The following is a 23,487-nucleotide window of genomic DNA, read 5'->3' as shown; positions in this document are numbered from 1 at the left end:
GTAATGGGATTGCTTATGTCGCGAGAGTCTGGGCGCTGTAGCTGGACAAAAGAAAAGCGAAAGCGCCTTGTTAGACACGAACGCATAAGCAAAACTATGCAGTGACGGTTTGTGTCACGTAATGGGATTGCTTATGTCGCGAGAGTCTGGGCGCTGAAGCTAGACAAGAAAAGCGAAAGCGCCTTGTTAGACACGAACGCATAAGCAAAAAACGGAGCATATGCTCATAAACACATTCAAAAAGTTATAAGTTCAAGACCAAATGAAGTAAGCCGCCTCAACTTAGAAAAGTTGAGGCGGCTTTTCTTTTTTATCCAAAATAGGAAAGTTGGGTATAGTAAAAATAGTCAGGAGGAGGAGATAATTTGAAGGAAGTTATTTTGGCATTAGTCACTGGTTTTATTGTTGGTGTGCTTTTTGCAGCATTTAAGTTGCCAATTCCTGCACCTCCAGCATTTGCAGGAGTGGCAGGAATCGTAGGCATTTATTTAGGTTTTAAGTTTTTGGCGTGGGTCGGACCTATGATTTCAACAGTATTTAAATAGCTCACAGCAAAGGCCGGACGAGTTTTGCAATTTGTTGGTTAATTCTTATCTTTAAGGAACGGCTAGCTAGCCACTCGCTGTTAAATATGATCGCGTCTTTGCTATCTTTCAAGTATGCTGATCGTAAGTCATCGATAAACGCTTGATTATAAATGTACGTGTTAATTTCTTTGTTTAAGAACATGCTCCTACGATCAAAGTTCGCTGTTCCTAAGTCAGCGAACTTTTGATCGATCACCATAACTTTTGCATGATAAAAACCAGCATCGTATAAGTTGATATGACCTCCGTGTTTATAAACTTCTTCTAAATAAGGAATCGCTGCTTCTTTTACTAGAGGGTGATCTGATTTCAACGGAAGGAGAACATGAACGGCAACGCCGCGTTTAAGAGCATTCTTTAAGGAATCCATAATTTCATTTGTCGGTATAAAATAAGCGCTTCCTATTAAAATCTCACTTTTAGCTTGTTCGATTATCTTTATATAGTCTTCCTCAATTTTATTACCATCTGTTGCAATGACTTTTATTTTATAAGGATGTTTTTCTTTATTGATAATGGGATCGTGATGTTGATTTGTAGCTAAATGCCAATCATTCAGGAAAACTTTGTGAAGGTCAGATACAACAGGACCAATGTAGCGTAAATGATAGTCACGCCAGTCTTGAAAATAAGCATTTTCACCAACGTAATCCTGGCCAATATTAAAACCGCCAATGTATCCGATCTTTCCGTCAATCACGGTTATTTTTCTATGGTTTCGTCGGTTTAATTTGTAAAAGAAAAAAGGGAAATTAGGGGTTTCAGAAAATTGAAATTGAACGCCAGCATCTTTTAAGTCATTACGAATCTTTTTAGACAATGGCAAACCTCCTAGTCGGTCGACCAGCAGCCGAACCTGTATCCCTTCGCGTGCTTTCTTTTTAATAATGTCCATGAATTTTTGCCCGGATCTGTCGTTCTTTACTATATAAAATAGTATATCGACTTGCTTTTTTGCATTATCAATATCTTGAAAAAAGTCTTCGAATAAATCTTGCCCTCGGGAATAAAGTTGATAGTCACCCGTTGTTTGCGGAAACAAAAGGGAACGTTGTTTTTTCTCATGTTGTCTTTTCCCTAGTGAGAAGTCTAGAATAGCTAAAGCAATGATGATAATTAATATTACTACAATAATGAGTAGTGCGGTCATGTTTTTCGTCTCCTTATTCATGTATTAGATAATAAATTCAATTTTGTTCATATTGCTTTTCTTAATAGCTTTCCCCAAATTTTCCGATTTTGATTATGTGAAATTTCGGAAATCTGTTGACTGAATGATCATTCATAACTTATAGTTAAGCTATAAGATTCAGAAAATTAGCAGGTTTATTGTTGATCAACGAAGAGGGGGAGAACATATGAGTCCGTTGTTAATTGCCAATTGGATTTTGTTCGTTGGGGTAACGCTTTACGGTTTATACTTGTTTGTACGTGTGGTACGTACGAGGATCGCGTACATAAAAATGGGGAAGAAATTTGAGTTTGATGGTGAAATCAAAAGTCGTCTGAACCGAGTATGGGTAAATGTTTTTGGACAGAAGAAACTTTTGAAAGATAAAAAGTCAGGAACTATTCATGTAATGATGTTCTATGGTTTTATTTTAGTTCAATTCGGGGCTATTGATTTTATATGGAAAGGACTTGCTCCTGACTCCCATTTACCGTTGGGACCATTTTACCCTGGTTTTACCTTTTTTCAAGAGCTTGTGACGCTTACGATTGTAGTCGCTGTGATTTGGGCTTTTTATCGTCGCTATGTTGAGAAGTTAGTCCGTCTCAAGCGTGGATTTAAAGCTGGCCTTGTTCTTATTTTCATCGGGACTTTGATGGTTACTGTACTTGTAGGAAACGGAATGGGGCTCATTTGGCATGGTCATGAAGGTGCCTGGACCGAACCTATTGCAACTGTAATTGCAAGCGCTTTCGGATGGTTGCCTTCAGTTGTGGCTGCTACAGTATTCTTCGTTATGTGGTGGATTCACTTATTGATTCTACTTACTTTCCTAGTATACGTACCACAGTCTAAGCATGCGCACTTAATTGCGGCACCGATAAACGTGTTTCTTAGCCGTCAAGACTCACCGGGAAAATTGAAAACAATTGATTTTGAAATGGATGAGGAAGTGGATGAAGAAGATGTTTCTTTCGGTGTTGGAAAAGTAGAAGATTTTGACCAGCTGCAAATGCTCGATTTTTATGCGTGTGTTGAATGTGGCCGTTGCACCGATGTTTGTCCAGCTTCTGGTTCAGGTAAAATGCTATCACCGATGGATTTAATAGTTAAATTACGTGATCATTTAACCGAAAAAGGAGCGGCTGTTACAGGACAAGCGCCATGGGTTCCGTCTTACGCTTTTTCAGGAACCGAAGGCAATTCACTTGCCCAAATGGCTCGTTCGCAAGGATCTGATGAAGCAGCCGCAGCTGTAGAAGATGTTCATAGTAAAAATTTAATTGGTGACGTAATTACAGAAGAAGAACTATGGGCTTGTACTACCTGTCGTAATTGTGAAGATGCTTGTCCAGTTATGAACGAACATGTTGATAAAATCATCGATCTACGTCGTTATCTCGTGTTAACAGAAGGAAAGATGGATCCAGATGGTCAACGTGCGATGATGAATATCGAGCGTCAAGGAAACCCATGGGGCCTTTCTAAAAAAGAACGCGAAAACTGGCGTGATACAGAAGAAGATGTACAGATTCCTACGATTAAAGAACTGAAAAAGTCCGGAGAAGATTTTGAATACTTGTTCTGGGTAAGTTCTATGGGCTCTTATGATAACCGTAGTCAAAAAATTGCCATGTCATTTGCTAAACTTATGAACGCGGCTGGCATTAAGTTTGCCATATTGGGTAATAAAGAGCAGAACTCCGGTGATACGGCTCGCCGTATGGGAAATGAATTCCTTTTCCAAGAGCTTGCCGAGAACAATATTAAAGAATTCGAGAAAAATGATGTAAAAAAAATCATTACTATTGATCCACATGCGTACAATATTTTCAAAAATGAATACCCTGATCTAGGCTTTGAAGCCGAAGTATTCCACCATACTGAAATGCTTGCCGAGTGGCTGAAGGATGGTCGTTTGAAGCCAGAAGCGGAAGTGAACGAAACGATCACCTATCATGATAGTTGCTACCTTGGTCGGTACAATGAAGTGTATCAGCCGCCACGTGATGTGCTTGAAATGATTCCTGGGGTGAAGGTTGTGGAAATGAATCGAAACCGCTCGAATGGCATGTGTTGTGGTGCAGGAGGCGGTATGATGTGGATGGAAGAGAAGTCAGGTAATCGCGTGAATGTTGCTCGTACAGAACAAGCATTAGAAGTGGAGCCGACAATGATTTCCAGTGGCTGTCCATTCTGTCTAACCATGCTGTCTGACGGCACGAAAGCGAAAGAAGTAGATGAGGAAGTTAGTACAATGGATATTGCTGAAATTTTAGCCAAATCAATGTTTCCTGAGAAAGTAGAAAGAACAGCTTAGTTTCGTTTCGATGTAAAAACGAAAAAGAGTATCAGAAAAATGTGGAAAGTGTACAGAAAGTTTTGTACACTTTCCTTATGAGGATAAATTGAGCGAGCGTTCAATCACCAAAAATGAAAGCGTTAACAAAAAATAGGAGGAATTGATTATGCGTAAAACCGTCATCGTTGCCGGAGCAAGAACACCGTTTGGGAAATTTGGAGGAACTTTAGCACCACTTACGGCTTCACAGCTAGGTGGGATTGTGATTAAAGCAGCTTTAGAACGATCTAATATGAAAGCAGAGGAAGTTAATGAAGTAATTATGGGGGCGGTCTTGCAAGGAGGCCAAGGTCAATTGCCTTCCCGCCAAGCTGCCCGTGAAGCGGGGATTCCTTGGGAGGTAAAAACTGAAACGATCAATAAAGTGTGTGCATCAGGAATGCGCAGCATCACAATGGCCGATCAATTCATTCGTCTAGGAGATGAAGATATCATCGTAGCCGGTGGAATGGAAAGTATGAGTAATGCACCGTATTTCATGCCAAAAGCACGTTGGGGATTACGGATGGGGGATGCGCCTGTTAAGGACATGATGGTCCATGACGGTTTAACATGTTCATTTGAGAACGTCCATATGGGAAATTACGGAAATCGTACGGCAACTGAATTTGAGTTAACGAGGGAGGCACAGGATCAGTGGTCCTACGAAAGTCATCAGAGGGCAACTACAGCAATGACAAGTGGGAAATTAGCTGAAGAGATTGTGCCCGTAGAAGTACCACAGGGCAAAGGAAATCCTCTCATTATAGATACAGATGAAGCCCCTCGAAAAGACACGACAGTAGAAGCGTTAACTAAGTTGCGTCCTGTTTTTGACTCTAAAGGAACGATTACGGCTGGAAATGCTCCAGGGATTAATGATGGGGCGTGTGCGATGTTGTTAATGTCTGATGAGAAAGCTTCCGAAATTGGTGCAGAGCCAATTGCGACCATTTTGGCACACGAAGAGATTGCTGTGGAAGCCCAGGATTTCCCGCAAACGCCGGGACTAGTGATTAATAAACTGCTTGAGAAAGCAGGGAAATCCATTGAAGATATTGACCTTTTTGAAGTTAACGAAGCGTTTGCTGCTGTAGCGTTAGCCAGTGGGAAAATCGCGGGACTTGATCCTGAGAAAGTAAATGTCAACGGGGGAGCTGTAGCTTTAGGTCACCCAATAGGTGCTAGTGGAGCGCGGATTTTACTCACGCTAGCTTATGAATTAAAACGTCGAGGTGGTGGATTAGGTATTGCCTCCATTTGTTCCGGTGGAGGTCAAGGCGATGCCGTCCTAATTGAAGTATCTGGAGGTCGTACCTAATGAGTATTAAACAAATCATGGTTATCGGAGCTGGACAAATGGGAGCGGGAATTGCTCAAGTATTTGCCCAATCTGGCCTTCGTGTAAAACTAAATGATATGAACGAAGAGGCTTTAAATAAAGGTCTAACTGGGATTGAAAGACGTTTAGATCGTGCCGTTGATAAAGAAAAAATGACCGGTCAGGAGAAAGAGAGAGCTTGGAAAAATCTCGAAGGCACAGTAGATCTTAGAAGCGCTTCTAATTGTGACTTAGTAATTGAAGCGGTTGTTGAGAATATGGAAGTAAAAACAAAGGTATTCCAAAGCCTAGATGCGATTACACCAGAACATGCGATTTTAGCTTCAAATACATCCTCACTGCCGATTACTGAAATTGCTGCCGCAACGAAGCGTCCTTCTCAAGTCATTGGCATGCATTTTATGAATCCAGTTCCTGTCATGAAACTAGTTGAAGTGATTCGCGCATTGCAAACGAATGATGAAACGTATGAGACGATAAAAGAATTAACCGAAAAACTTAATAAGACGTCTGTCGAGGTTCATGATTTCCCAGGGTTTGTTTCCAACCGAATCCTTATGCCGATGATCAATGAAGCGATTTATACCGTTTATGAGGGGGTGGCGTCTGTTGAAGACGTTGACTCGGTCATGAAGCTTGGGATGAATCATCCGATGGGTCCATTAACCCTGGCTGATTTTATTGGCCTTGATACGTGTCTTTATATTATGGAAGTGCTACATGATGGATTTGGGGACAGTAAATATCGCCCATGTCCATTACTAAGACAATACGTCAAAGCAGGTTGGCTCGGCAAAAAGTCGGGCCGTGGATTTTACAGCTACGAATAACAGATGAGGGAGAGAAATAAAATGAGTCTAGGTTTTACGGATGAACAACAGATGATGCAAAAAATGGTAAGAGATTTTGCAGAAAAAGAGGTCGCCCCTGAAGTGGAACGAATGGAAAGGGAGGATCGCTTCCCGGTTGAACTTGTCCGTCGAATGGGAGAACTCGGTTTAATGGGAGTGCCGATACATGAACGATATGGCGGTGCCGGTATGGATTATACGTCGTACGTAATGGCGATTCATGAAATTTCTAAAGTGAGCGCAACGTTAGGCGTAATTTTATCCGTTCACACATCCGTTGGGACGAATCCGATTTTGTACTTCGGAACTGAAGAACAAAGACAAAAATATATTCCAAAACTAGCTTCGGGTGAATATTTGGGAGCTTTTGCCCTAACTGAACCAGGTGCAGGATCAGACGCAGGTAGTTTGAAAACACGGGCGGAGAAACAGGATGATCACTATATTTTAAATGGTTCAAAAGTGTTTATCACCAATGGCGGCGCTGCTGATACGTTTATTGTATTTGCTCGAACGAACCGTGATGAAAAACGCGGGAAAGGCGTGAGTGCGTTTATTATCGAAAGGAATACACCTGGATTTTCAATAGGGAAAGCGGAGAAGAAGATGGGTTTACATGGGTCGAGCACAGTTTCGCTTAGCTTTGACCAGTGTAAAGTTCCTGCATCTCAACTGCTTGGTAACGAAGGGGAAGGCTTTAAAACTGCTCTCGCTAACTTAAATACAGGGAGAATTGGCATTGCTGCACAGTCGTTAGGCATTGCCGAAGCTTCCCTAGAACATGCTATTGCTTATGCGAAAGAGCGTGAACAATTCGGTAAGCCGATTGCCCAACATCAGGGGATATCCTTTAAAATTGCTGATATGGCAACAGATGTCGAGGCAGCAAAACTATTAGTCTATCAAGCGGCTAGTTTACATGGAGCTGGGAAAAAATGTAGCAAAGAAGCATCGATGGCAAAATTATTTGCATCAAAAGCAGCCGTCAACACTTCCATCGAAGCGGTGCAAGTTTACGGTGGATACGGTTATACAGAAGATTATCCGGTCGAGCGCTTTTTCCGTGATGCTAAAGTGTGTGAAATCTACGAAGGAACAAGTGAGATCCAACGAATAGTTATTAGCAATCATTTATTGAAAGATTAGGGGGAGAAAAATATGAATTTCACATTGACTGAAGAACAAGAAATGCTTAGAAAAATGGTGCGAGATTTTGCCAAAAAGGAAGTAGAACCTACTGCGGCAGAACGTGATGAAGAAGAGCGTTTTGATCGTGAAATTTTCGATAAAATGGCCGAATTAGGATTAACGGGTATTCCGTGGCCTGAAGAATATGGTGGCATTGGTTCTGATTTTATTAGTTATGTGATCGCGGTAGAGGAATTATCCCGGATATGTGCATCTACAGGGGTGACTTTGTCGGCTCATATCTCTTTGGCGAGCTGGCCGATTTATACATTTGGAAATGAACAGCAGAAGAAAACGTTTCTTGCTCAATTAGCGAGTGGAAAGAAACTAGGAGCTTACGCGCTCTCAGAACCAGGAGCAGGTAGTGATGTTTCGTCAATGCGTACCCAGGCTAAGTTGGACGGGGACAATTATATTCTTAATGGAAGTAAAGTGTGGATTACAAACGGTGGTGTCGGCGATATTTATGTTGTTTTTGCCAAAACAAATCCTGAAGCAGGCAGCAAAGGTGTGAGTGCTTTTATCGTGGAAAAAGGTACACCTGGATTCACCTTCGGGAAAAAGGAGAGGAAATTAGGCATCCGCTCCTCACCTACGACAGAACTTATTTTTGAAAATTGTAAGATACCTAAAGAGAATTTGCTAGGAGAAGAGGGCGAAGGTTTTAAAATTGCAATGATGACGCTAGATGGCGGCCGGAACGGAATTGCTGCACAAGCTCTTGGTATTGCTCAAGGAGCCCTTGATGAGTCGGTCAATTATGCAAAAGAGCGAGAACAATTTGGCAAGCCGATTGCTCAGCATCAAGGCATCTCTTTTAAAATTGCTGACATGGCCACTGAAATTGAAGCTGCTAGATTGCTCACTTATCAAGCGGCTTACTTAGAATCGGAGGGGCAGCCCTACGCCAAAGCATCTGCGATGGCTAAACTTTATGCAGGTGATGCTGCAATGCGTATTACAGTGGAAGCTGTTCAAGTTCACGGTGGTTATGGTTATACGAAGGATTACCCAGTAGAACGTTACATGCGTGACGCGAAAATCACCCAAATTTACGAAGGTACCAATGAAATTCAACGCCTCGTTATAGGAAGAATGGTTACAAAATAATCAGGAGAAGGAGGGCCAACGATGCATTCTTTGGCTGAAAAAATTCAACGACAAGACATGCGGGCCCTCGCTCGTGCGATTACATTAATTGAAAATGATGACCCTGATAAACTCTCCTTAATGAGTGATATTTTTTCCGTGCAAAAAAATGCTTATCATATTGGCATCACCGGATCTCCTGGAGCAGGAAAAAGCTCGTTGATTAATCGTCTACTTACCCATTTGCGAGAGAAGGATTTATCGGTTGCCGTGATCGCGGTGGATCCAACGAGCCCCTTTAGTGGTGGCTCACTTCTTGGTGATCGAACTCGTATGAATCAACATTTCCTTGATCCAGGCATTTTTATTAGGAGTATGGCGACTCGGGGAAGTCTTGGTGGCTTGGCTCGGGCTACGAAAGATGCGATACGGGTTTGTGATGCTTACGGTTTTGACGTAGTTTTAGTGGAAACCGTAGGCGTTGGCCAATCCGAACTCGATATTATGAAAGTCGTGGATACAACGGGGCTCGTCCTTACCCCAAATAGTGGAGATGTCCTACAAATCTTCAAAGCTGGCATTATTGAAATTGCTGATTTGTTCATTATTAACAAAGCAGATCTCTCAGGCGTTGTTCGCTTAAAAGCAACGCTTGAGGAATATATGATGATTGCTCAACCTAAAGGCTGGCATCCGCGGATTGTCAAAACGATTTCAACAGAAAATAAAGGAATGGAAGAATTATGGCAATCTATGGCTGACCATCATTCCTATTTATATAAAACCCATCAAGGGGAGAAACGTCGTCGTCAGCAGCTTCAACTCGAAGTCTATGAACTCATTAGAGAAGAAATTTGGCGTGATGTTCAAACGAAAATAGAAAATGACCATGAGAAAAAAGTCCAGCTCGATGACCAGGAAGCCGATCCTTATCAACTTGCGCGCTCATGGTATCAAGCATGGAAGGGTGACACCTAATGGTGAAGAAACAAGTTCCTTCAACGATTAAAAATGAAGCACTCGTCGAGAAACGCCGTCAGCAAATGATAAGAGGTGCAGTTCAACTTTTTAAAGAAAAAGGATTTCACAAAACGACAACACGTGAAATAGCGAAAGCATCAGGATTCAGTATTGGAACGCTTTATGAATATATTCGCACAAAAGAAGATGTGCTATTTCTCGTGTGTGACTCAATTTATGAAAGCGTGAAAAATCGGATGGAAGTGTCAATCGACCAACATGAAAAAAGTGTAGCCAACCTCGTTCATGCTGTAAAAGCTTACTTTTTTCTCATGAATGATATGCAAGATGAAGTGCTCGTCATGTATCAAGAAGTCAAGTCATTATCTAAAGATGCTCAAGATTATGTCTTACAAAAAGAACGTGACATGGTTGGGATGCTAGAAAAGGTAATTCAAAATAGCCTGCCGTTTTTGATATCTCCAGAGGTCGTCACCTTAATTGCCAATAACATTTTCGTACAAGGGCAAATGTGGGGTTTCAGGCGCTGGATTTTGCAGCGGACGTTTACGTTAGAAACGTATACTGATCGACAAATTCAACTATTGCTTCAAGGACTAAATGTAAAAGAAACAGAATTATCTTAAGAGGGGGAAGTTGTATGGAACAACCCAATGTTTATCAGGCAAAAAATCCGGTTCGATTCGTCACGGCGTCTAGCCTATTTGATGGTCACGATGCTTCGATCAATATTATGCGGCGTATTCTACAATTTACAGGAGCAGAGGTCATTCACCTTGGACATAATCGTTCTGTTGAGGAAATCGTCAATGCAGCTATCCAAGAGGATGTGCAGGGAATTGCGATCTCCTCCTATCAAGGCGGACATGTTGAATATTTTAAATACATGGTCGATTTGTTACGTGAAAGAGGAGCGAGTCACATTCGAGTGTATGGAGGTGGAGGCGGGGTTATTATCCCGCGAGAAATAAAAGAACTACACGAATATGGCGTTTCTCGCGTCTTCTCACCTGAAGACGGACGTGAACGAGGGCTACAGGGCATGATCAATATGATGATGGAAGAATGTGATTTTCTCCCCCCTCTCACTGTGGAAGAAGCTGTTTCGGATTTAACTAAAGGAGATCATCAGTCTATCGCTCGTTTTATTACGTATGTGGAGAATACACCAAAAGATGAACGGGAAGCTGTGGCCACATTTGAAAGCGTTATTAATCAAACGACCGACCAAGAAGTTCCGGTGCTTGGTATCACTGGAACGGGGGGAGCGGGGAAAAGTTCATTAACAGACGAATTAATTCGCCGTTTCATTAATGAAATTCCCGATAAAAAAATTGGAATCTTATCTGTCGATCCCACAAAAAAGAAAACAGGCGGAGCGCTGCTAGGTGACCGTATTCGTATGAATGCGATTTTTAATCCGAGGGTTTACATGCGTTCATTAGCAACAAGAGGGGCTCGTACAGAACTTTCAACCGCAGTTGAGGAATCAATTCAAGTGATGAAAGCAGCAGGTATCGACTTTATTATTATTGAAACGAGCGGAATTGGTCAAGGAGATGCCGCGGTTACCGACATTACCGATTTATCGATGTACGTGATGACGGCTGAATTTGGGGCTCCTTCCCAACTTGAAAAAATTGATATGATTGATTTTGCTGATTTTATTGTAATTAATAAATTTGAACAAAAAGGGTCAGAGGATGCTCTAGCTCAAGTACGCAAGCAGTATGAACGCAGTCATATGCTTTTTCATCAAGATGCTACTAAGTTTCCGGTGTACGGAACGATTGCCAGTCAGTTTAACGATCCTGGCACGAATACACTGTTTGCTAGTATGATTGATAAGCTTAATGAGAGGTATGGCTGGCAGGATGATACCTCCTTTGAACGGGTAGATAAAGTAGAAAAGCAAAACGTTATTATTCCGAATGAACGCAAGCAATATTTACGCGACATTTCGTTAGCTGTTAGAGACTATCATAAGCATACAAACGATCAAGCTGAGCAAGCACGTAAACTCTATCAACTTAAAGGCACGGTCGAGTTACTAGACGATGAGGAGCAAAAAGAAAGTATTCGCCGCTTAATTGAGGACTATGAAGATAAACTAGATCGGGAAGCGACCTCGCTTTTAAATGATTGGGATGAATTACACGAGCGTTATAGTGGTGATACCTATACCTTTCAAGTACGAGATAAAGAAATTACGATGGATATTATCACGGAAAGTTTGTCAGGACTTAAGCTGCCTAAAGTGGCTTTGCCACACTATCACGATTGGGGTGATCGACTGATATGGTTGATGCAAGAAAACGTTCCAGGTACTTTCCCGTTTACGGCAGGCGTTTTTCCGTTTAAACGTAAAGGGGAAGATCCGAAGCGACAGTTTGCTGGAGAAGGAACACCTGAACGTACGAATCGTCGCTTCCACTATTTATCAGAAGGCGATGATGCCAAACGTCTAAGTACAGCATTTGACTCGGTGACTTTATATGGTGAAGACCCAGACGAACGCCCGGACATTTATGGGAAAGTAGGAGAAAGCGGAGTCAATATATGTACTCTTGATGATATGAAGAAACTGTATGATGGTTTTGACCTCGTTGATCCAACAACGTCCGTTTCTATGACGATTAACGGGCCAGCCCCCATTATATTGGCAATGTTTTTCAACACAGCCATTGATCAACAATTGAATAAATTTAAAGAAGAAAATAACCGCGAACCCAATTCAGAAGAAGCCGGACAAATAAAAAAAGAGACAATCCACGTCGTTCGCGGCACGGTGCAAGCGGATATTTTAAAAGAAGACCAGGGCCAAAACACGTGTATATTTTCCACTGAATTCGCACTACGTATGATGGGGGATATTCAGCAATATTTTATCGATTACCAAGTACGTAACTACTATTCCGTATCGATTTCTGGTTATCATATTGCCGAAGCTGGAGCTAATCCAATTACACAACTTGCATTCACATTAGCGAACGGTTTTACCTACGTGGAATACTATTTAAGTCGCGGCATGGACATTAATAAATTTGCACCCAACTTATCTTTCTTTTTCTCAAACGGACTGGATCCAGAGTACACGGTTCTTGGCCGTGTGGCGAGAAGAATATGGGCGATCGTTATGAAAAATAAATATGGAGCGAATGAGCGGAGCCAAAAGCTTAAATACCATATTCAAACGTCCGGCCGTTCCTTGCACGCTCAGGAAATTGATTTTAATGATATACGTACCACGTTACAGGCTTTAATTGCTATTCAAGATAACTGTAATTCCTTACACACGAACTCTTATGATGAGGCAATTACTACACCTACCCAAGAGTCTGTACGTCGTGCAATGGCAATTCAGATGATTATTAGTAAAGAGTTTGGTTTAACGATGAATGAAAACTCATTGCAAGGTTCTTACATTATTCGTGAACTAACAGATCTAGTAGAAGAAGCTGTATTACAAGAGTTTGAACGTATGAATGACCGTGGTGGTGTGCTTGGTGCGATGGAGCGCCAATACCAACGAGGAAAAATTCAAGAAGAGTCACTTTATTACGAAGGTAAGAAACATTCAGGCGAATTGCCGATTATCGGTGTCAATACGTACTTAAATCCGAACCCGCCAACCGAAGATGAGATCGATTCAATGGAACTAGCCCGCGCCTCTAATGAAGAGAAAGAGCACCAAATCACGGAATTGCGCACTTTCCAGAAAGGCCATGAATCAGAAACAACAGCTGCCTTAAAGCAACTTCAAGAAGTCGCGAGCGGTGGCGGAAATGTTTTCACTGAATTAATGGAAACAGTAAAAGTCGCCAGCCTTGGGCAAATTACCAACGCTCTTTATGAAGTGGGTGGACAGTACCGACGCAATATGTAAGATTAAGCTCATCCTTCTGTAGTGGGAGGGTGGGTGTTTTTGTTCCTCAACTCGTGCAACTATCAACATTTACATTTTACACAGCCAACAAAGAGCGAGCTCCTTTAAAGAAGCTCGCTCCCAATTTAATGCCCTCCGCCAACTGAATCTTCATCGTGAGGTTGATTAATATTTACCACGGTCGGTTGTTTCGTAGCATACCATTCATAGGTTATTTCATATTCTTTTTCTTCTTCAAGAACCATCCAGAGATTGGTATCCTCAACCAAGATTTTTTCACCATCCACAGTAATGTAGTAGCTATCTTCATTATGGGACTTTTCTTCAATTGTAGCTTCTGTTAAATGTTCTTCATGTATATAGCCGAAACTTATAAACAACCAAATTCCTATGGCTACTATGACAACGATTGTTGCAATCCAATTAAAGGGGTGGGCTTTTAACATTTTCTTCTCTCCTTTTTAACTCTTGTCTCACTATTTTACGCTAAAATTGTACCACCACCAAACGAGGATCGTCTAATCCTTATACAAAGATTGATTTTTGATAAAGCTAACCATATAATGAATGATATGATTACATGTCATTTGTACGCCATTCTAATGGATTCGAATGAATAAAGGAGTGCTAAGGTCGTGAAGATTAAAGAGTATAGTAAAAAGCAAATTGAAGAAATTTCAATGATCGAACTTGCTACGGTCATCTTACAAGAAGAACGAGAAGCGATAGATTTCAATAAAATTTTTGAACGTATTGCTAAGCTTAAAAACTTTAGCGAAAAACAGAAGGAAGAATATATCTCTCAATTTTATACAGATTTAAATATTGATGGTGGCTTTATGACAATCGGTACGAACCGTTGGGGATTGAAAAGCTGGTATCCTGTAGAACAGATGGAAGAAGAAATAGCTACCCTTCCGCAAAAACGTAAAAAGAAGAAAAAGAAGAAGAAAAAGTCTTCCAAACTTCTTGAGGACGAGCTTAGTGTTGAAGGATTCGATGATCAAGAGGATGATTCAGATGAAATCGATCTGACTGATGAAGACTTGGACCTTGATGAGGACGATGACAGTGAGGATTTTGATGAAGATGTGCTGGATGAGGAAGAAGAAGGCGTTGAAAAAGATACGAGCTTGGTTGGAGACGAAGATGAGGAAGATAAATCCTAAGGTTGACTTTCCACTACCAAATGAGTAATATTTTATTTGGGCTCTTTAATTTTTAATTAAGATGAAACGTTAAAACGCTCCCCTTTACTGGGGAGCGTTTTTTATTTTTTACCACCCTTGTTAAATTGAGGATGGTTTAATTTCAATAGATCAAATCATAATAGTAGCCAACCATATGAAATTAACAGAAAGAGGGATAAACATGGCAACAAAATATATTTTTGTGACAGGTGGCGTGGTTTCATCATTAGGAAAAGGGATTACTGCTGCATCTCTTGGCCGTTTGCTGAAAAACCGTGGCTTAAAAGTAACAATTCAAAAGTTCGATCCTTACATTAATGTTGATCCTGGGACGATGAGTCCTTATCAGCATGGAGAAGTGTTTGTTACAGATGACGGGGCAGAAACAGACCTTGATCTTGGGCACTATGAGCGTTTTATTGATATTAATTTAAACAAGTTTAGTAATGTAACGACAGGGAAAGTATATTCGAATGTCATTAAGAAAGAACGCCGTGGTGATTACCTTGGCGGAACCGTTCAAGTGATTCCGCATATAACCAATGAAATTAAAGATCGCGTCTTTCGTGCTGGACATGAAACGAATGCTGATGTAGTTATTACTGAAATTGGTGGAACCGTGGGGGACATTGAATCCTTGCCATTCCTAGAAGCGATTCGCCAAATTAAGAGCGATATTGGTCGCGAGCACGTTATGTATTTACACTGTACACTTGTGCCTTACTTAAAAGCAGCTGGTGAAATGAAGACAAAGCCGACTCAGCATAGTGTAAAAGAGCTTCGTTCCCTTGGTATTCAACCAGATGTCATCGTCCTTCGTACAGAGATGGCAATTTCGGATGATATGAAAGAGAAGATTGCTTTGTTTTGTGATATTGATAAAAATGCTGTTATTGAAGCGGGAGATGAGGATACTCTCTATCAGGTTCCTATTGCTTTACAAAAACAAAAACTTGATGAACTCACTTGTAAGCATTTTGGTTTAAAAACAAAACCCGCAGAAATGACCGAATGGAACGAACTCGTCAGTAAAGTGAAAAACTTAAAAGAAAAAGCCACAATCGGACTCGTGGGAAAATATGTTGAATTACCAGATGCCTATATTTCTGTAGTCGAAGCCCTTAAGCATGCGGGATATAGCTTCGATACAGATGTAGAAATTAAATGGGTGAACTCAGAAGAAGTAACGTCAGCTAATGTTAATGAAAAATTAGCTGACCTAGATGGAATTCTTGTCCCAGGTGGCTTTGGAGATCGTGGCATTGAAGGTAAGATCAAAGCGATCCGTTATGCACGAGAGGAAAAGGTGCCATTCCTTGGAATATGTCTAGGTATGCAATTGGCGACTGTGGAGTTTGCCCGTAACATTCTTGGTCTTGAAGGGGCCCACTCAGCAGAAATCAATCCTTCCACTCCACATCCAATTATCGATCTTCTTCCAGAGCAAAAAGAAGTATCTGACCTTGGAGGTACTTTGCGACTAGGTGTTTATCCTTCTCGTTTGAAACAAGAAACAAAAGCTATGGAGGCTTATGGTGAAGAAGTTATTTATGAACGTCATCGACACCGTTTTGAATTTAATAACCATTACCGTGAGCAAATGGAAGCGAACGGATTCGTATTTTCTGGAACAAGCCCAGACGGTCGTCTTGTTGAAATCATTGAAGTGAAAGATCACCCTTGGTTCGTAGCCAGTCAGTTCCATCCTGAGTTTAGGTCGCGTCCAACTCGTCCACAAGAACTGTTCCACGGTTTTATTGGTGCAGTAATCGGTGGGAAGTAATTTTTACTAGCTGCCTTAAAAGTTCCGTATCGGAGCTTTTAAGGCAGCTTTTTTATTTCTAGATGAAATTCTCTAAGACCAAATATATGAATTTTTTAGCGAATTATGTCTTTAAAAGGCGATCAAATCAATGAATTCGCGTATAAATTTCTTTTTTCGCGGTTAATCCCAATAAAAGAAGTATGATTTCTTTTCAAAATTTGCAGGATTAAAGTAGGTGAACATAGAAAGTGTAGATCAAAAGACATAATAGGTATGGGAGATACATGTTATAAGAAAGGTAGTGGAAAAGTGATGGGAAATAAAGTACTCGTAGTAGACGATCAACCAGGCATACGTATGTTGCTCGAAGAATTACTGAAGGGCGATGGCTATGAAATCATTACAGCAAAAACAGGTAAGCAAGCCTGTGAAGAAGCAACTAATCAGCGTCCAGACTTAATCTTAATGGACTTTAAACTACCGATGATGAGCGGAGGAGAAGTACTCAAATATTTATACAATCAAGATCTTCAACAGCCCGTATTAATTATGACTGGACTATCTCCACAGACTATAGCTGAAGATACTGAATACTCATTTGTGAAAGAGATTATAACAAAGCCATTTGATATTCATGTAATGCGTGAGCTTGTGTCCAAGACGATTGCCTCAGAAAAAGCATGACTTTTTTTAATTGAAAGCGCTATCTATCACCGCAGCTATTGCACCTTCTCATGCGTATTGGTATTCTATTAATGTACCCTTACTTACGTGACATATCTTTGGCTAAATTATATGTTAGTAATAGATAAGATATACATTATTAAAGGAGGATCTTTCATGCCATTAGTTTCAATGAAAGAAATGCTAGAAACAGCAAAAGAACAACGCTACGGAGTAGGACAGTTTAACCTTAACAATTTAGAATATGCACAAGCTATTCTTCAGGCTGCTGAAGAAGAGCAGTCCCCAGTAATCCTTGGGGTTTCTGAGGGTGCAGGTCGTTATATGGGTGGATTTAAAGTTGTTGTGACAATGGTTGAATCCCTAATGGAATCCTATGGTACAACGGTACCTGTTGCAATTCACTTAGATCACGGTTCAAGCTTCGAAAAGTGTGCGGAAGCTATTCATGCAGGATTCACTTCTGTTATGATTGATGCCTCTCATGATCCTCTTGAAGAAAATATTGAAGTTACGAAAAAAGTAGTTGAGTTAGCTCACATCCACGGAATCTCTGTTGAAGCTGAGTTGGGCCGCGTGGGCGGACAAGAAGATGATCTTATTGTAGAAGATGCAGAAGCTGCTTACGCGATTCCTTCTGAATGTAAGCAACTTGTAGACGAAACCAATGTAGACGTATTTGCGCCAGCTCTAGGCTCCGTTCACGGACCTTATAAAGGGGAACCTAACCTAGGTTTTGACCGTATGGAAGAAATTATGGGAATAGTGGACAAGCCACTAGTTCTTCATGGTGGTACTGGTATTCCTACAGCAGACATTAAGAAAGCTATTTCTTTCGGAACAGCGAAAATTAACGTGAACACTGAAAACCAAATTTCTCAGGGGAAAGCTGTGCGTAAAGTTCTTGCTGAGCAGCCAGAACAATACGACCCACGTAAATATCTTGGACCTGGTCGCGATGCGATTAAAGAAACGGTCATCGGTAAAATGCGTGAATTTGGTTCATCTCAAAAAGCATAATAGTTCAAGAAGGAAGCCGTTACTCAAGTAGCGGTTTCCTTTTAAGCATGTATGAAAACGTCATCATTCGACAAAAATCATTAGAAGGAGCGGATTATTCATGAAATTTTTTATCGATTCAGCTAATATTTCAGAAATTAAAGAGGCAAATGAGCTAGGAATTCTTGCTGGAGTTACTACTAATCCAAGTCTTGTTGCTAAAGAAGGGGTTTCCTTTCATGATCGTTTGCGCGAAATTACTAGTGAAGTAGACGGATCTGTGAGTGCAGAAGTTATCTCACTTGATGTAGAAGGAATGCTTAAAGAAGCGAAAGAACTAGCAGCTATTGCTCCTAATATTACAGTTAAAGTTCCAATGACTCTTGAAGGAATGAAAGCTGTCAAAGCTCTTAGTGATTTGAATGTAAAAACAAACGTAACCTTAGTATTTTCCGCTAACCAAGCATTAATGGCTGCACGTGCAGGAGCCTCCTATGTATCTCCTTTCTTAGGTAGGTTAGATGATATTGGACATAACGGTGTAGATCTTATTGCTCAAATTTCAGAGATTTTTGACCGCCATGCGATTGACACTGAGATCATCGCCGCTTCCGTCCGCCACCCTGTTCACCTTACTGAATCAGCACTTAATGGGGCACATATTGCAACCGTTCCTTTTAAACTTTTTGAACAAATTGTTAAACACCCACTGACTGACCAGGGCATTGAAAAATTCCTCAATGACTGGAATAATCAAAAATAATGATTCGATTGGAAAAACATGCATATACTAAGGGCAGAAATTTTCCCTTAAAGTGAGGAGTTTCTCATGAAAAAACTATTAGTAGAAGGTGGAACACGCTTGCGTGGCCAAGTACGTGTAGGAGGAGCAAAGAATAGCGCGGTAGCTTTACTACCGGCTTCTATTCTAGCTAACTCCAAAGTAACCATAGAAGGGCTTCCGGATATCTCTGATGTTCAAACACTCTCAGAATTATTAGAGGAAATCGGTGGGACGGTAGAAAAAGATGGAGGCACTGTTGAGATAGATCCATCTAGTATGATTTCGATGCCACTGCCAAACGGTCGTGTGAAAAAATTAAGAGCCTCCTATTACTTTATGGGAGCTATGCTTGGACGTTTTAAAAAAGCTGTAATTGGCCTTCCAGGTGGCTGCCATTTGGGTCCTAGACCTATTGATCAACATATTAAAGGGTTTGAAGCTTTAGGTGCTGAAGTTACAAATGAACAAGGTGCGATTTACCTGCGTGCGGACGAACTGCGAGGTGCTCGTATTTACTTAGATGTTGTCAGTGTGGGAGCTACAATCAACATTATGTTAGCTGCAGTTAAGGCTATAGGGAAAACAGTCATTGAAAATGCAGCAAAAGAACCTGAGATCATTGATGTTGCCACATTACTTACAAGTATGGGGGCGAAAATTAAAGGTGCAGGAACTGACGTCATTCGTATCGAAGGTGTAGAGGAGCTAACAGGTTGTCTCCACACGATCATTCCGGACCGTATTGAAGCAGGGACCTATACAATTATGGCCGCTGCTCAAGGAGAAGAAATGATTATTGATAACGTTATTCCGCAGCATCTTGAATCTCTGTTAGCCAAGCTTCGAGAGATGGGGGTCACGATAGAAGAAAATGATGAACAACTCTATGTGAGACCAGGACCAACGATTAAAAGTGTCGATATTAAGACACTCGTCTACCCTGGATTTCCGACAGATCTCCAACAACCCTTTACGACACTGCTTACACAGGCAACGGGAACAGGTGTAGTTACAGATACGATCTATCAAGCACGATTTAAGCACATTGATGAATTACGGCGAATGAACGCCTCTATTAAAGTCGAAGGCGGCTCTGCCATCGTTTCCGGTCCTTCTCGCCTTGAGGGAACCAAAGTGAAAGCCAGTGATTTACGTGCCGGTGCAGCACTTGTCATTGCCGGTCTAATGGCTGATGGAATTACAGAAATTACAGGAATTGACCATATCGAACGAGGTTATGAAAATATAACAAACAAGCTCATCGAACTAGGCGCTAAAATCTGGTACGAAGAAATGTCACCAGAAGAAATCGAACAATTCCAGAATTCTTAAGAAAAGCAGAGAGGGGCTGATTAAGCCTGAAATGCATAAGCAAGATGCCGAAGTGAAATGGCTTTGTTCACGTAGGTAGATTGCTTATGTCGGAAAGGTTTGCCCCTTGGAGCTGGACAAAGAAAAGCGGAGAGGGGCTGATTAAGCCTGAAATGCATAAGCAAGATGCCGAAGTGAAATGGCTTTGTTCACGTAGGTAGATTGCTTATGTCGGGAAGGCTTGCCCCTTGAAGCTGGACAAAGAAAAGCGGAGAAAGGCTGGTAGGATTAAGGGAGATCGACTAAGTTCGCAGCGTCCTGTGGCAACATCGATCTCCCCCATGTCCTAGGGGCTCACGATAAGCAAGATGCCGAAGTGAAATGCACCTTGTTCACGTAGTTAGGTTGGTTAGGTTAAGAGGAAGTGCGATTAAATTTGACAAGTCTTGTGCCCTCATCGAGCAACACCATGTTTGTGGGGCCCACCAAAATAGCAACTTAGCAAAATAGAAAGTCATATTCGGACACGGTGACATCCTTAGAGATAAAAAGTCTAGCTGAGGAACTAGAACTTTTCACAAAAGATTTAATTTCGATTGGGAGATGGGAAGAAAATCTATATAAGAATGGGGAGAATGACCGTGGAAAGAAGTTTATCTATGGAATTAGTAAGAGTCACAGAGGCCGCTGCGTTAAAATCAGCACGTTGGATGGGCAGAGGTAAGAAAGAAAAGGCTGATGATGCAGCGACCTCAGCCATGCGTGATGTCTTTGATACCATTCCTATGAAAGGGACCGTCGTTATTGGCGAAGGTGAAATGGATGAGGCCCCAATGCTTTACATAGGGGAAAAATTAGGAAACGGATACGGAGCCCGAGTGGACGTAGCTGTTGACCCGTTAGAAGGAACAAATATTGTTGCAGAAGGAACGTGGAATGCGCTGGCTGTTATTGCTATTGCTGACCATGGGCAACTTTTGCACGCTCCTGATATGTACATGGACAAAATTGCTGTAGGACCTGAATCTGTAGGGAAAATTAATATTAACGCTTCAATTGCTGATAATTTAGCAGCTGTTGCGAAAGCAAAGAACAAAGATGTGGAAGACGTAGTAGCCACAGTTTTAAATAGAGAACGCCACCAAGGAATTATTGAAGAGATTCGTGCAGCAGGAGCCCGTATAAAACTACTTTCAGATGGTGATGTAGCTGCTGCAATTAATACTGCTTTTGACGATACAGGTGTCGATGTTTTATTCGGTTCAGGAGGAGCTCCTGAAGGTGTACTTGCGGCTGTTGCTCTAAAATGTCTTGGTGGAGAAATCCAAGGTAAATTACTGCCCGCAAACGATGAAGAACATCAGCGTTGCACAGAAATGGGTATTGAAGATGTGAATAAAATACTTTACATGGATGACTTCTGTGGAGGCGATGACGCAATTTTTGCTGCAACAGGGGTAACTGATGGTGAGTTGCTAAAAGGTGTTCAGTTCAAAGGACCTAAAGCAACCACCCAAACTTTAGTCATGAGAGCTAAATCAGGAACCGTTCGTTTTGTAGATGGTGATCATAGTTTAAAGAAAAAGCCTAATTTAGTCATAAAATAAAAAAAGAAGAGGCCAGAGAAATCTGGCTTTCTTCATTTTTATTTCACCCCACTATAAACCTACTTTAAAAAATTCTTGAATCCTTATCCTAACAAGATGTACAATGAATAGTGTTTCTTAAAGATAAATAGATCTCGTAACCCTCATGGAGCTTCTACAACCTTCCATACACACTTCAGATACTTATTTAAGCTCAACAGGATAGATAGATGAATCGAAGGCACTCACGGGTATACAATTCTACAGGTAAAAAATAAATAAAAGTGGTGATCTTGTGGCAGAAGTAACAATTTCAAGTTTAGAAACCATGACTTTAAAAAAACTCTATGCTTTAGCGAAGCAGTTCAAAGTTTCCTATTACGCGAAGCTAACAAAAAGAGAGTTGATTTTTGCAATTTTAAAAGCTCAAGCAGAAAAGGATGGTTTCTTGTTTATGGATGGAATTTTAGAAATTATTCCATCTGAAGGTTTTGGTTTTTTACGTCCGATTAATTATTCTCCAAGTGCGGAAGATATTTATATCTCGGCATCTCAAATTCGCAGATTCGATTTAAGAAATGGGGATAAAGTTTCAGGGAAAGTTCGTCCTCCCAAGGAAAATGAACGATATTACGGTTTGCTTCATGTTGACGCTGTTAATGGTGAAAATCCGGAAACAGCAAAAGAACGTGTTCATTTTCCAGCCTTAACTCCGCTCTATCCGGACCGTAAAATAACATTGGAGACGGAAAGTAAGGAACTTTCCACTAGAATTATGGATATTATGTCTCCGGTAGGATATGGGCAGCGTGGATTAATTGTTGCACCTCCAAAAGCAGGTAAAACGATTTTACTTAAACAGATGGCTAATAGTATTTCAGCCAATCATCCAGATTCTAAATTAATCATACTACTCGTTGATGAACGTCCGGAAGAAGTAACAGATATTGAGCGTTCTGTCGCACCTGACGTTGATGTAGTAAGTTCAACTTTTGACGAAGTACCAGAAAATCATATCAAAGTGGCGGAGCTCGTTCTTGAACGTTCAATGCGTCTTGTGGAGCATAAGCGTGATGTGATTGTTCTAATGGATAGCATTACACGGTTAGCCCGTGCCTATAACTTGGTCATCCCGCCTAGTGGACGTACACTTTCAGGTGGTATTGACCCAGCTGCTTTCCACCGTCCGAAGCGTTTCTTCGGAGCAGCTCGTAACATTGAAGAGGGCGGAAGCTTAACTATTCTTGCGACTGCTCTGATCGATACAGGCTCACGCATGGATGACGTGATTTTTGAAGAGTTTAAAGGAACGGGGAATATGGAGTTGCACCTCAGCCGTAGCTTAGCTGAACGACGAATCTTCCCAGCTATCGATATTGCACGTTCAGGAACACGTAAGGAGGAACTTCTTTTAGGGAAGGCTGAACTCGACAAAATTTGGGCGATTCGCAAAACGATGTCTGATTCCCATGATTTCTCTGACCGGTTCCTGCGCAGACTTCGGTCCTCGAAAAATAACGATGAATTTTTTGACCTTATGGATAAAGAAATGCAAGGCAAATCATCGAAAGCAGGAGCTAGAAGATAATAATCACGTTAGGCTGTTGCAATGACTAGCTGGTGCTGATATAATCTTTCTATGTGAGTTTCAGTAAAAGGTGGAACGACTAACCTTCGAAGGCTCTTACAATAACTCTGTTTCTTAAGGACTCAGGGCAAAAAGGAGTGGAAG

At 41.2% G+C, this 23,487-nt stretch carries 19 protein-coding genes; 17 read left to right on the top strand and 2 right to left on the bottom strand.

Annotated features, from left to right (window positions below; all coding sequences use genetic code 11):
* Positions 1-365 precede the first annotated feature (365 nt).
* Positions 366-545, top strand: a complete 180-nt coding sequence (locus tag ACFQIC_RS10545) for a XapX domain-containing protein (protein WP_204708217.1) — start codon at positions 366-368, stop codon at positions 543-545.
* 1 nt (position 546) lies between these two features.
* Here ACFQIC_RS10545 and cls read toward each other — a convergent pair whose 3' ends face one another.
* The gene (gene cls, locus ACFQIC_RS10540) at positions 547-1,737 is read right to left on the bottom strand and encodes a cardiolipin synthase (RefSeq protein WP_204708216.1); all 1,191 of its coding nucleotides are present in this window, start codon (positions 1,735-1,737) and stop codon (positions 547-549) included.
* A 208-nt stretch (positions 1,738-1,945) separates the two neighbouring features.
* Here cls and ACFQIC_RS10535 point away from each other — a divergent pair, with 208 nt between their 5' ends.
* The 8 genes from ACFQIC_RS10535 (at position 1,946) to icmF (ending at position 13,436) form a co-directional block, all read left to right on the top strand.
* Positions 1,946-4,078, top strand: coding sequence for a heterodisulfide reductase-related iron-sulfur binding cluster (locus ACFQIC_RS10535; RefSeq protein ID WP_204708215.1), 2,133 nt, complete (start codon positions 1,946-1,948; stop codon positions 4,076-4,078).
* Between the two features lie 148 nt (positions 4,079-4,226).
* Entirely contained in the window at positions 4,227-5,420 is a 1,194-nt protein-coding gene (locus ACFQIC_RS10530) for an acetyl-CoA C-acetyltransferase (RefSeq protein ID WP_204708214.1), read from the top strand.
* A complete protein-coding gene (locus tag ACFQIC_RS10525; RefSeq protein ID WP_204708213.1) occupies positions 5,420-6,271 on the top strand; it encodes a 3-hydroxybutyryl-CoA dehydrogenase in 852 nt (283 codons plus the stop codon). Before ACFQIC_RS10530 ends, ACFQIC_RS10525 begins: the two co-directional genes overlap by 1 nt.
* A 21-nt stretch (positions 6,272-6,292) precedes the next feature.
* The gene (locus ACFQIC_RS10520; RefSeq protein ID WP_204708212.1) at positions 6,293-7,438 is read left to right on the top strand and encodes an acyl-CoA dehydrogenase; all 1,146 of its coding nucleotides are present in this window, start codon (positions 6,293-6,295) and stop codon (positions 7,436-7,438) included.
* Positions 7,439-7,450: 12 nt separating this feature from the next.
* Positions 7,451-8,590, top strand: coding sequence for an acyl-CoA dehydrogenase (locus tag ACFQIC_RS10515; protein WP_204708211.1), 1,140 nt, complete (start codon positions 7,451-7,453; stop codon positions 8,588-8,590).
* Between the two features lie 21 nt (positions 8,591-8,611).
* On the top strand, positions 8,612-9,547 hold the full coding sequence (meaB, locus tag ACFQIC_RS10510) for a methylmalonyl Co-A mutase-associated GTPase MeaB (protein ID WP_204708210.1): 936 nt from the start codon (positions 8,612-8,614) through the stop codon (positions 9,545-9,547).
* On the top strand, positions 9,547-10,176 hold the full coding sequence (locus ACFQIC_RS10505; protein ID WP_204708209.1) for a TetR/AcrR family transcriptional regulator: 630 nt from the start codon (positions 9,547-9,549) through the stop codon (positions 10,174-10,176). The genes meaB and ACFQIC_RS10505 overlap by 1 nt, the downstream gene beginning before the upstream one ends.
* Before the next feature lie 14 nt (positions 10,177-10,190).
* Positions 10,191-13,436 carry a fused isobutyryl-CoA mutase/GTPase IcmF gene (gene icmF, locus ACFQIC_RS10500; protein WP_204708208.1) on the top strand — a complete coding sequence of 1,082 codons (3,246 nt, stop codon included), beginning with the start codon at positions 10,191-10,193 and terminating at the stop codon, positions 13,434-13,436.
* Between the two features lie 125 nt (positions 13,437-13,561).
* Here icmF and ACFQIC_RS10495 read toward each other — a convergent pair whose 3' ends face one another.
* Positions 13,562-13,882 (bottom strand): hypothetical protein, encoded by a 321-nt coding sequence (locus tag ACFQIC_RS10495; protein ID WP_204708207.1) that lies wholly within the window; start codon positions 13,880-13,882, stop codon positions 13,562-13,564.
* Positions 13,883-14,071: 189 nt separating this feature from the next.
* Between ACFQIC_RS10495 and rpoE the strand changes: the two genes are divergently transcribed.
* From rpoE to rho, 8 genes are all read left to right on the top strand, one after another.
* The gene (gene rpoE, locus ACFQIC_RS10490) at positions 14,072-14,605 is read left to right on the top strand and encodes a DNA-directed RNA polymerase subunit delta (RefSeq protein ID WP_204708206.1); all 534 of its coding nucleotides are present in this window, start codon (positions 14,072-14,074) and stop codon (positions 14,603-14,605) included.
* A 202-nt stretch (positions 14,606-14,807) separates the two neighbouring features.
* Complete coding sequence (locus ACFQIC_RS10485; RefSeq protein WP_204708205.1) at positions 14,808-16,409, top strand: CTP synthase; 1,602 nt, start codon at positions 14,808-14,810, stop codon at positions 16,407-16,409.
* 255 nt (positions 16,410-16,664) lie between these two features.
* Entirely contained in the window at positions 16,665-17,075 is a 411-nt protein-coding gene (locus ACFQIC_RS10480) for a response regulator (protein WP_390217079.1), read from the top strand.
* 156 nt (positions 17,076-17,231) lie between these two features.
* The gene (fba, locus tag ACFQIC_RS10475; protein ID WP_204708204.1) at positions 17,232-18,095 is read left to right on the top strand and encodes a class II fructose-1,6-bisphosphate aldolase; all 864 of its coding nucleotides are present in this window, start codon (positions 17,232-17,234) and stop codon (positions 18,093-18,095) included.
* Positions 18,096-18,195: 100 nt separating this feature from the next.
* Positions 18,196-18,837 carry a fructose-6-phosphate aldolase gene (fsa, locus tag ACFQIC_RS10470; protein WP_204708203.1) on the top strand — a complete coding sequence of 214 codons (642 nt, stop codon included), beginning with the start codon at positions 18,196-18,198 and terminating at the stop codon, positions 18,835-18,837.
* 66 nt (positions 18,838-18,903) lie between these two features.
* Positions 18,904-20,190: a UDP-N-acetylglucosamine 1-carboxyvinyltransferase gene (locus tag ACFQIC_RS10465; protein ID WP_204708202.1), complete on the top strand. Its 1,287-nt coding sequence runs from the start codon at positions 18,904-18,906 to the stop codon at positions 20,188-20,190.
* 620 nt (positions 20,191-20,810) lie between these two features.
* Entirely contained in the window at positions 20,811-21,776 is a 966-nt protein-coding gene (glpX, locus tag ACFQIC_RS10460; protein WP_204708201.1) for a class II fructose-bisphosphatase, read from the top strand.
* A 274-nt stretch (positions 21,777-22,050) separates the two neighbouring features.
* The gene (gene rho, locus ACFQIC_RS10455; RefSeq protein ID WP_204708200.1) at positions 22,051-23,343 is read left to right on the top strand and encodes a transcription termination factor Rho; all 1,293 of its coding nucleotides are present in this window, start codon (positions 22,051-22,053) and stop codon (positions 23,341-23,343) included.
* The last annotated feature ends 144 nt before the right edge of the window (positions 23,344-23,487 follow it).

This window comes from Halobacillus seohaensis (assembly GCF_042663045.1).
GTDB lineage: Bacteria > Bacillota > Bacilli > Bacillales > Halobacillaceae > Halobacillus_A > Halobacillus_A seohaensis.
The sequence above is the reverse complement of the archived record's forward strand: the minus strand, read 5'-3'. Positions and strand labels throughout refer to the sequence as shown.

Coding starts and splice junctions, on each gene's coding strand:
- ACFQIC_RS10480 (WP_390217079.1), top strand. CDS start 16,665: ATGGGAGATACATGTTATAAGAAAGGTAGTGGAAAAGTGATGGGAAAT.
- fba (WP_204708204.1), top strand. CDS start 17,232: ATGCCATTAGTTTCAATGAAAGAAATGCTAGAAACAGCAAAAGAACAA.
- ACFQIC_RS10520 (WP_204708212.1), top strand. CDS start 6,293: ATGAGTCTAGGTTTTACGGATGAACAACAGATGATGCAAAAAATGGTA.
- ACFQIC_RS10530 (WP_204708214.1), top strand. CDS start 4,227: ATGCGTAAAACCGTCATCGTTGCCGGAGCAAGAACACCGTTTGGGAAA.
- icmF (WP_204708208.1), top strand. CDS start 10,191: ATGGAACAACCCAATGTTTATCAGGCAAAAAATCCGGTTCGATTCGTC.
- ACFQIC_RS10505 (WP_204708209.1), top strand. CDS start 9,547: ATGGTGAAGAAACAAGTTCCTTCAACGATTAAAAATGAAGCACTCGTC.
- ACFQIC_RS10465 (WP_204708202.1), top strand. CDS start 18,904: ATGAAAAAACTATTAGTAGAAGGTGGAACACGCTTGCGTGGCCAAGTA.
- cls (WP_204708216.1), bottom strand. CDS start 1,737: ATGACCGCACTACTCATTATTGTAGTAATATTAATTATCATCATTGCT.
- ACFQIC_RS10495 (WP_204708207.1), bottom strand. CDS start 13,882: ATGTTAAAAGCCCACCCCTTTAATTGGATTGCAACAATCGTTGTCATA.
- fsa (WP_204708203.1), top strand. CDS start 18,196: ATGAAATTTTTTATCGATTCAGCTAATATTTCAGAAATTAAAGAGGCA.
- ACFQIC_RS10525 (WP_204708213.1), top strand. CDS start 5,420: ATGAGTATTAAACAAATCATGGTTATCGGAGCTGGACAAATGGGAGCG.
- meaB (WP_204708210.1), top strand. CDS start 8,612: ATGCATTCTTTGGCTGAAAAAATTCAACGACAAGACATGCGGGCCCTC.
- ACFQIC_RS10485 (WP_204708205.1), top strand. CDS start 14,808: ATGGCAACAAAATATATTTTTGTGACAGGTGGCGTGGTTTCATCATTA.
- ACFQIC_RS10515 (WP_204708211.1), top strand. CDS start 7,451: ATGAATTTCACATTGACTGAAGAACAAGAAATGCTTAGAAAAATGGTG.
- ACFQIC_RS10535 (WP_204708215.1), top strand. CDS start 1,946: ATGAGTCCGTTGTTAATTGCCAATTGGATTTTGTTCGTTGGGGTAACG.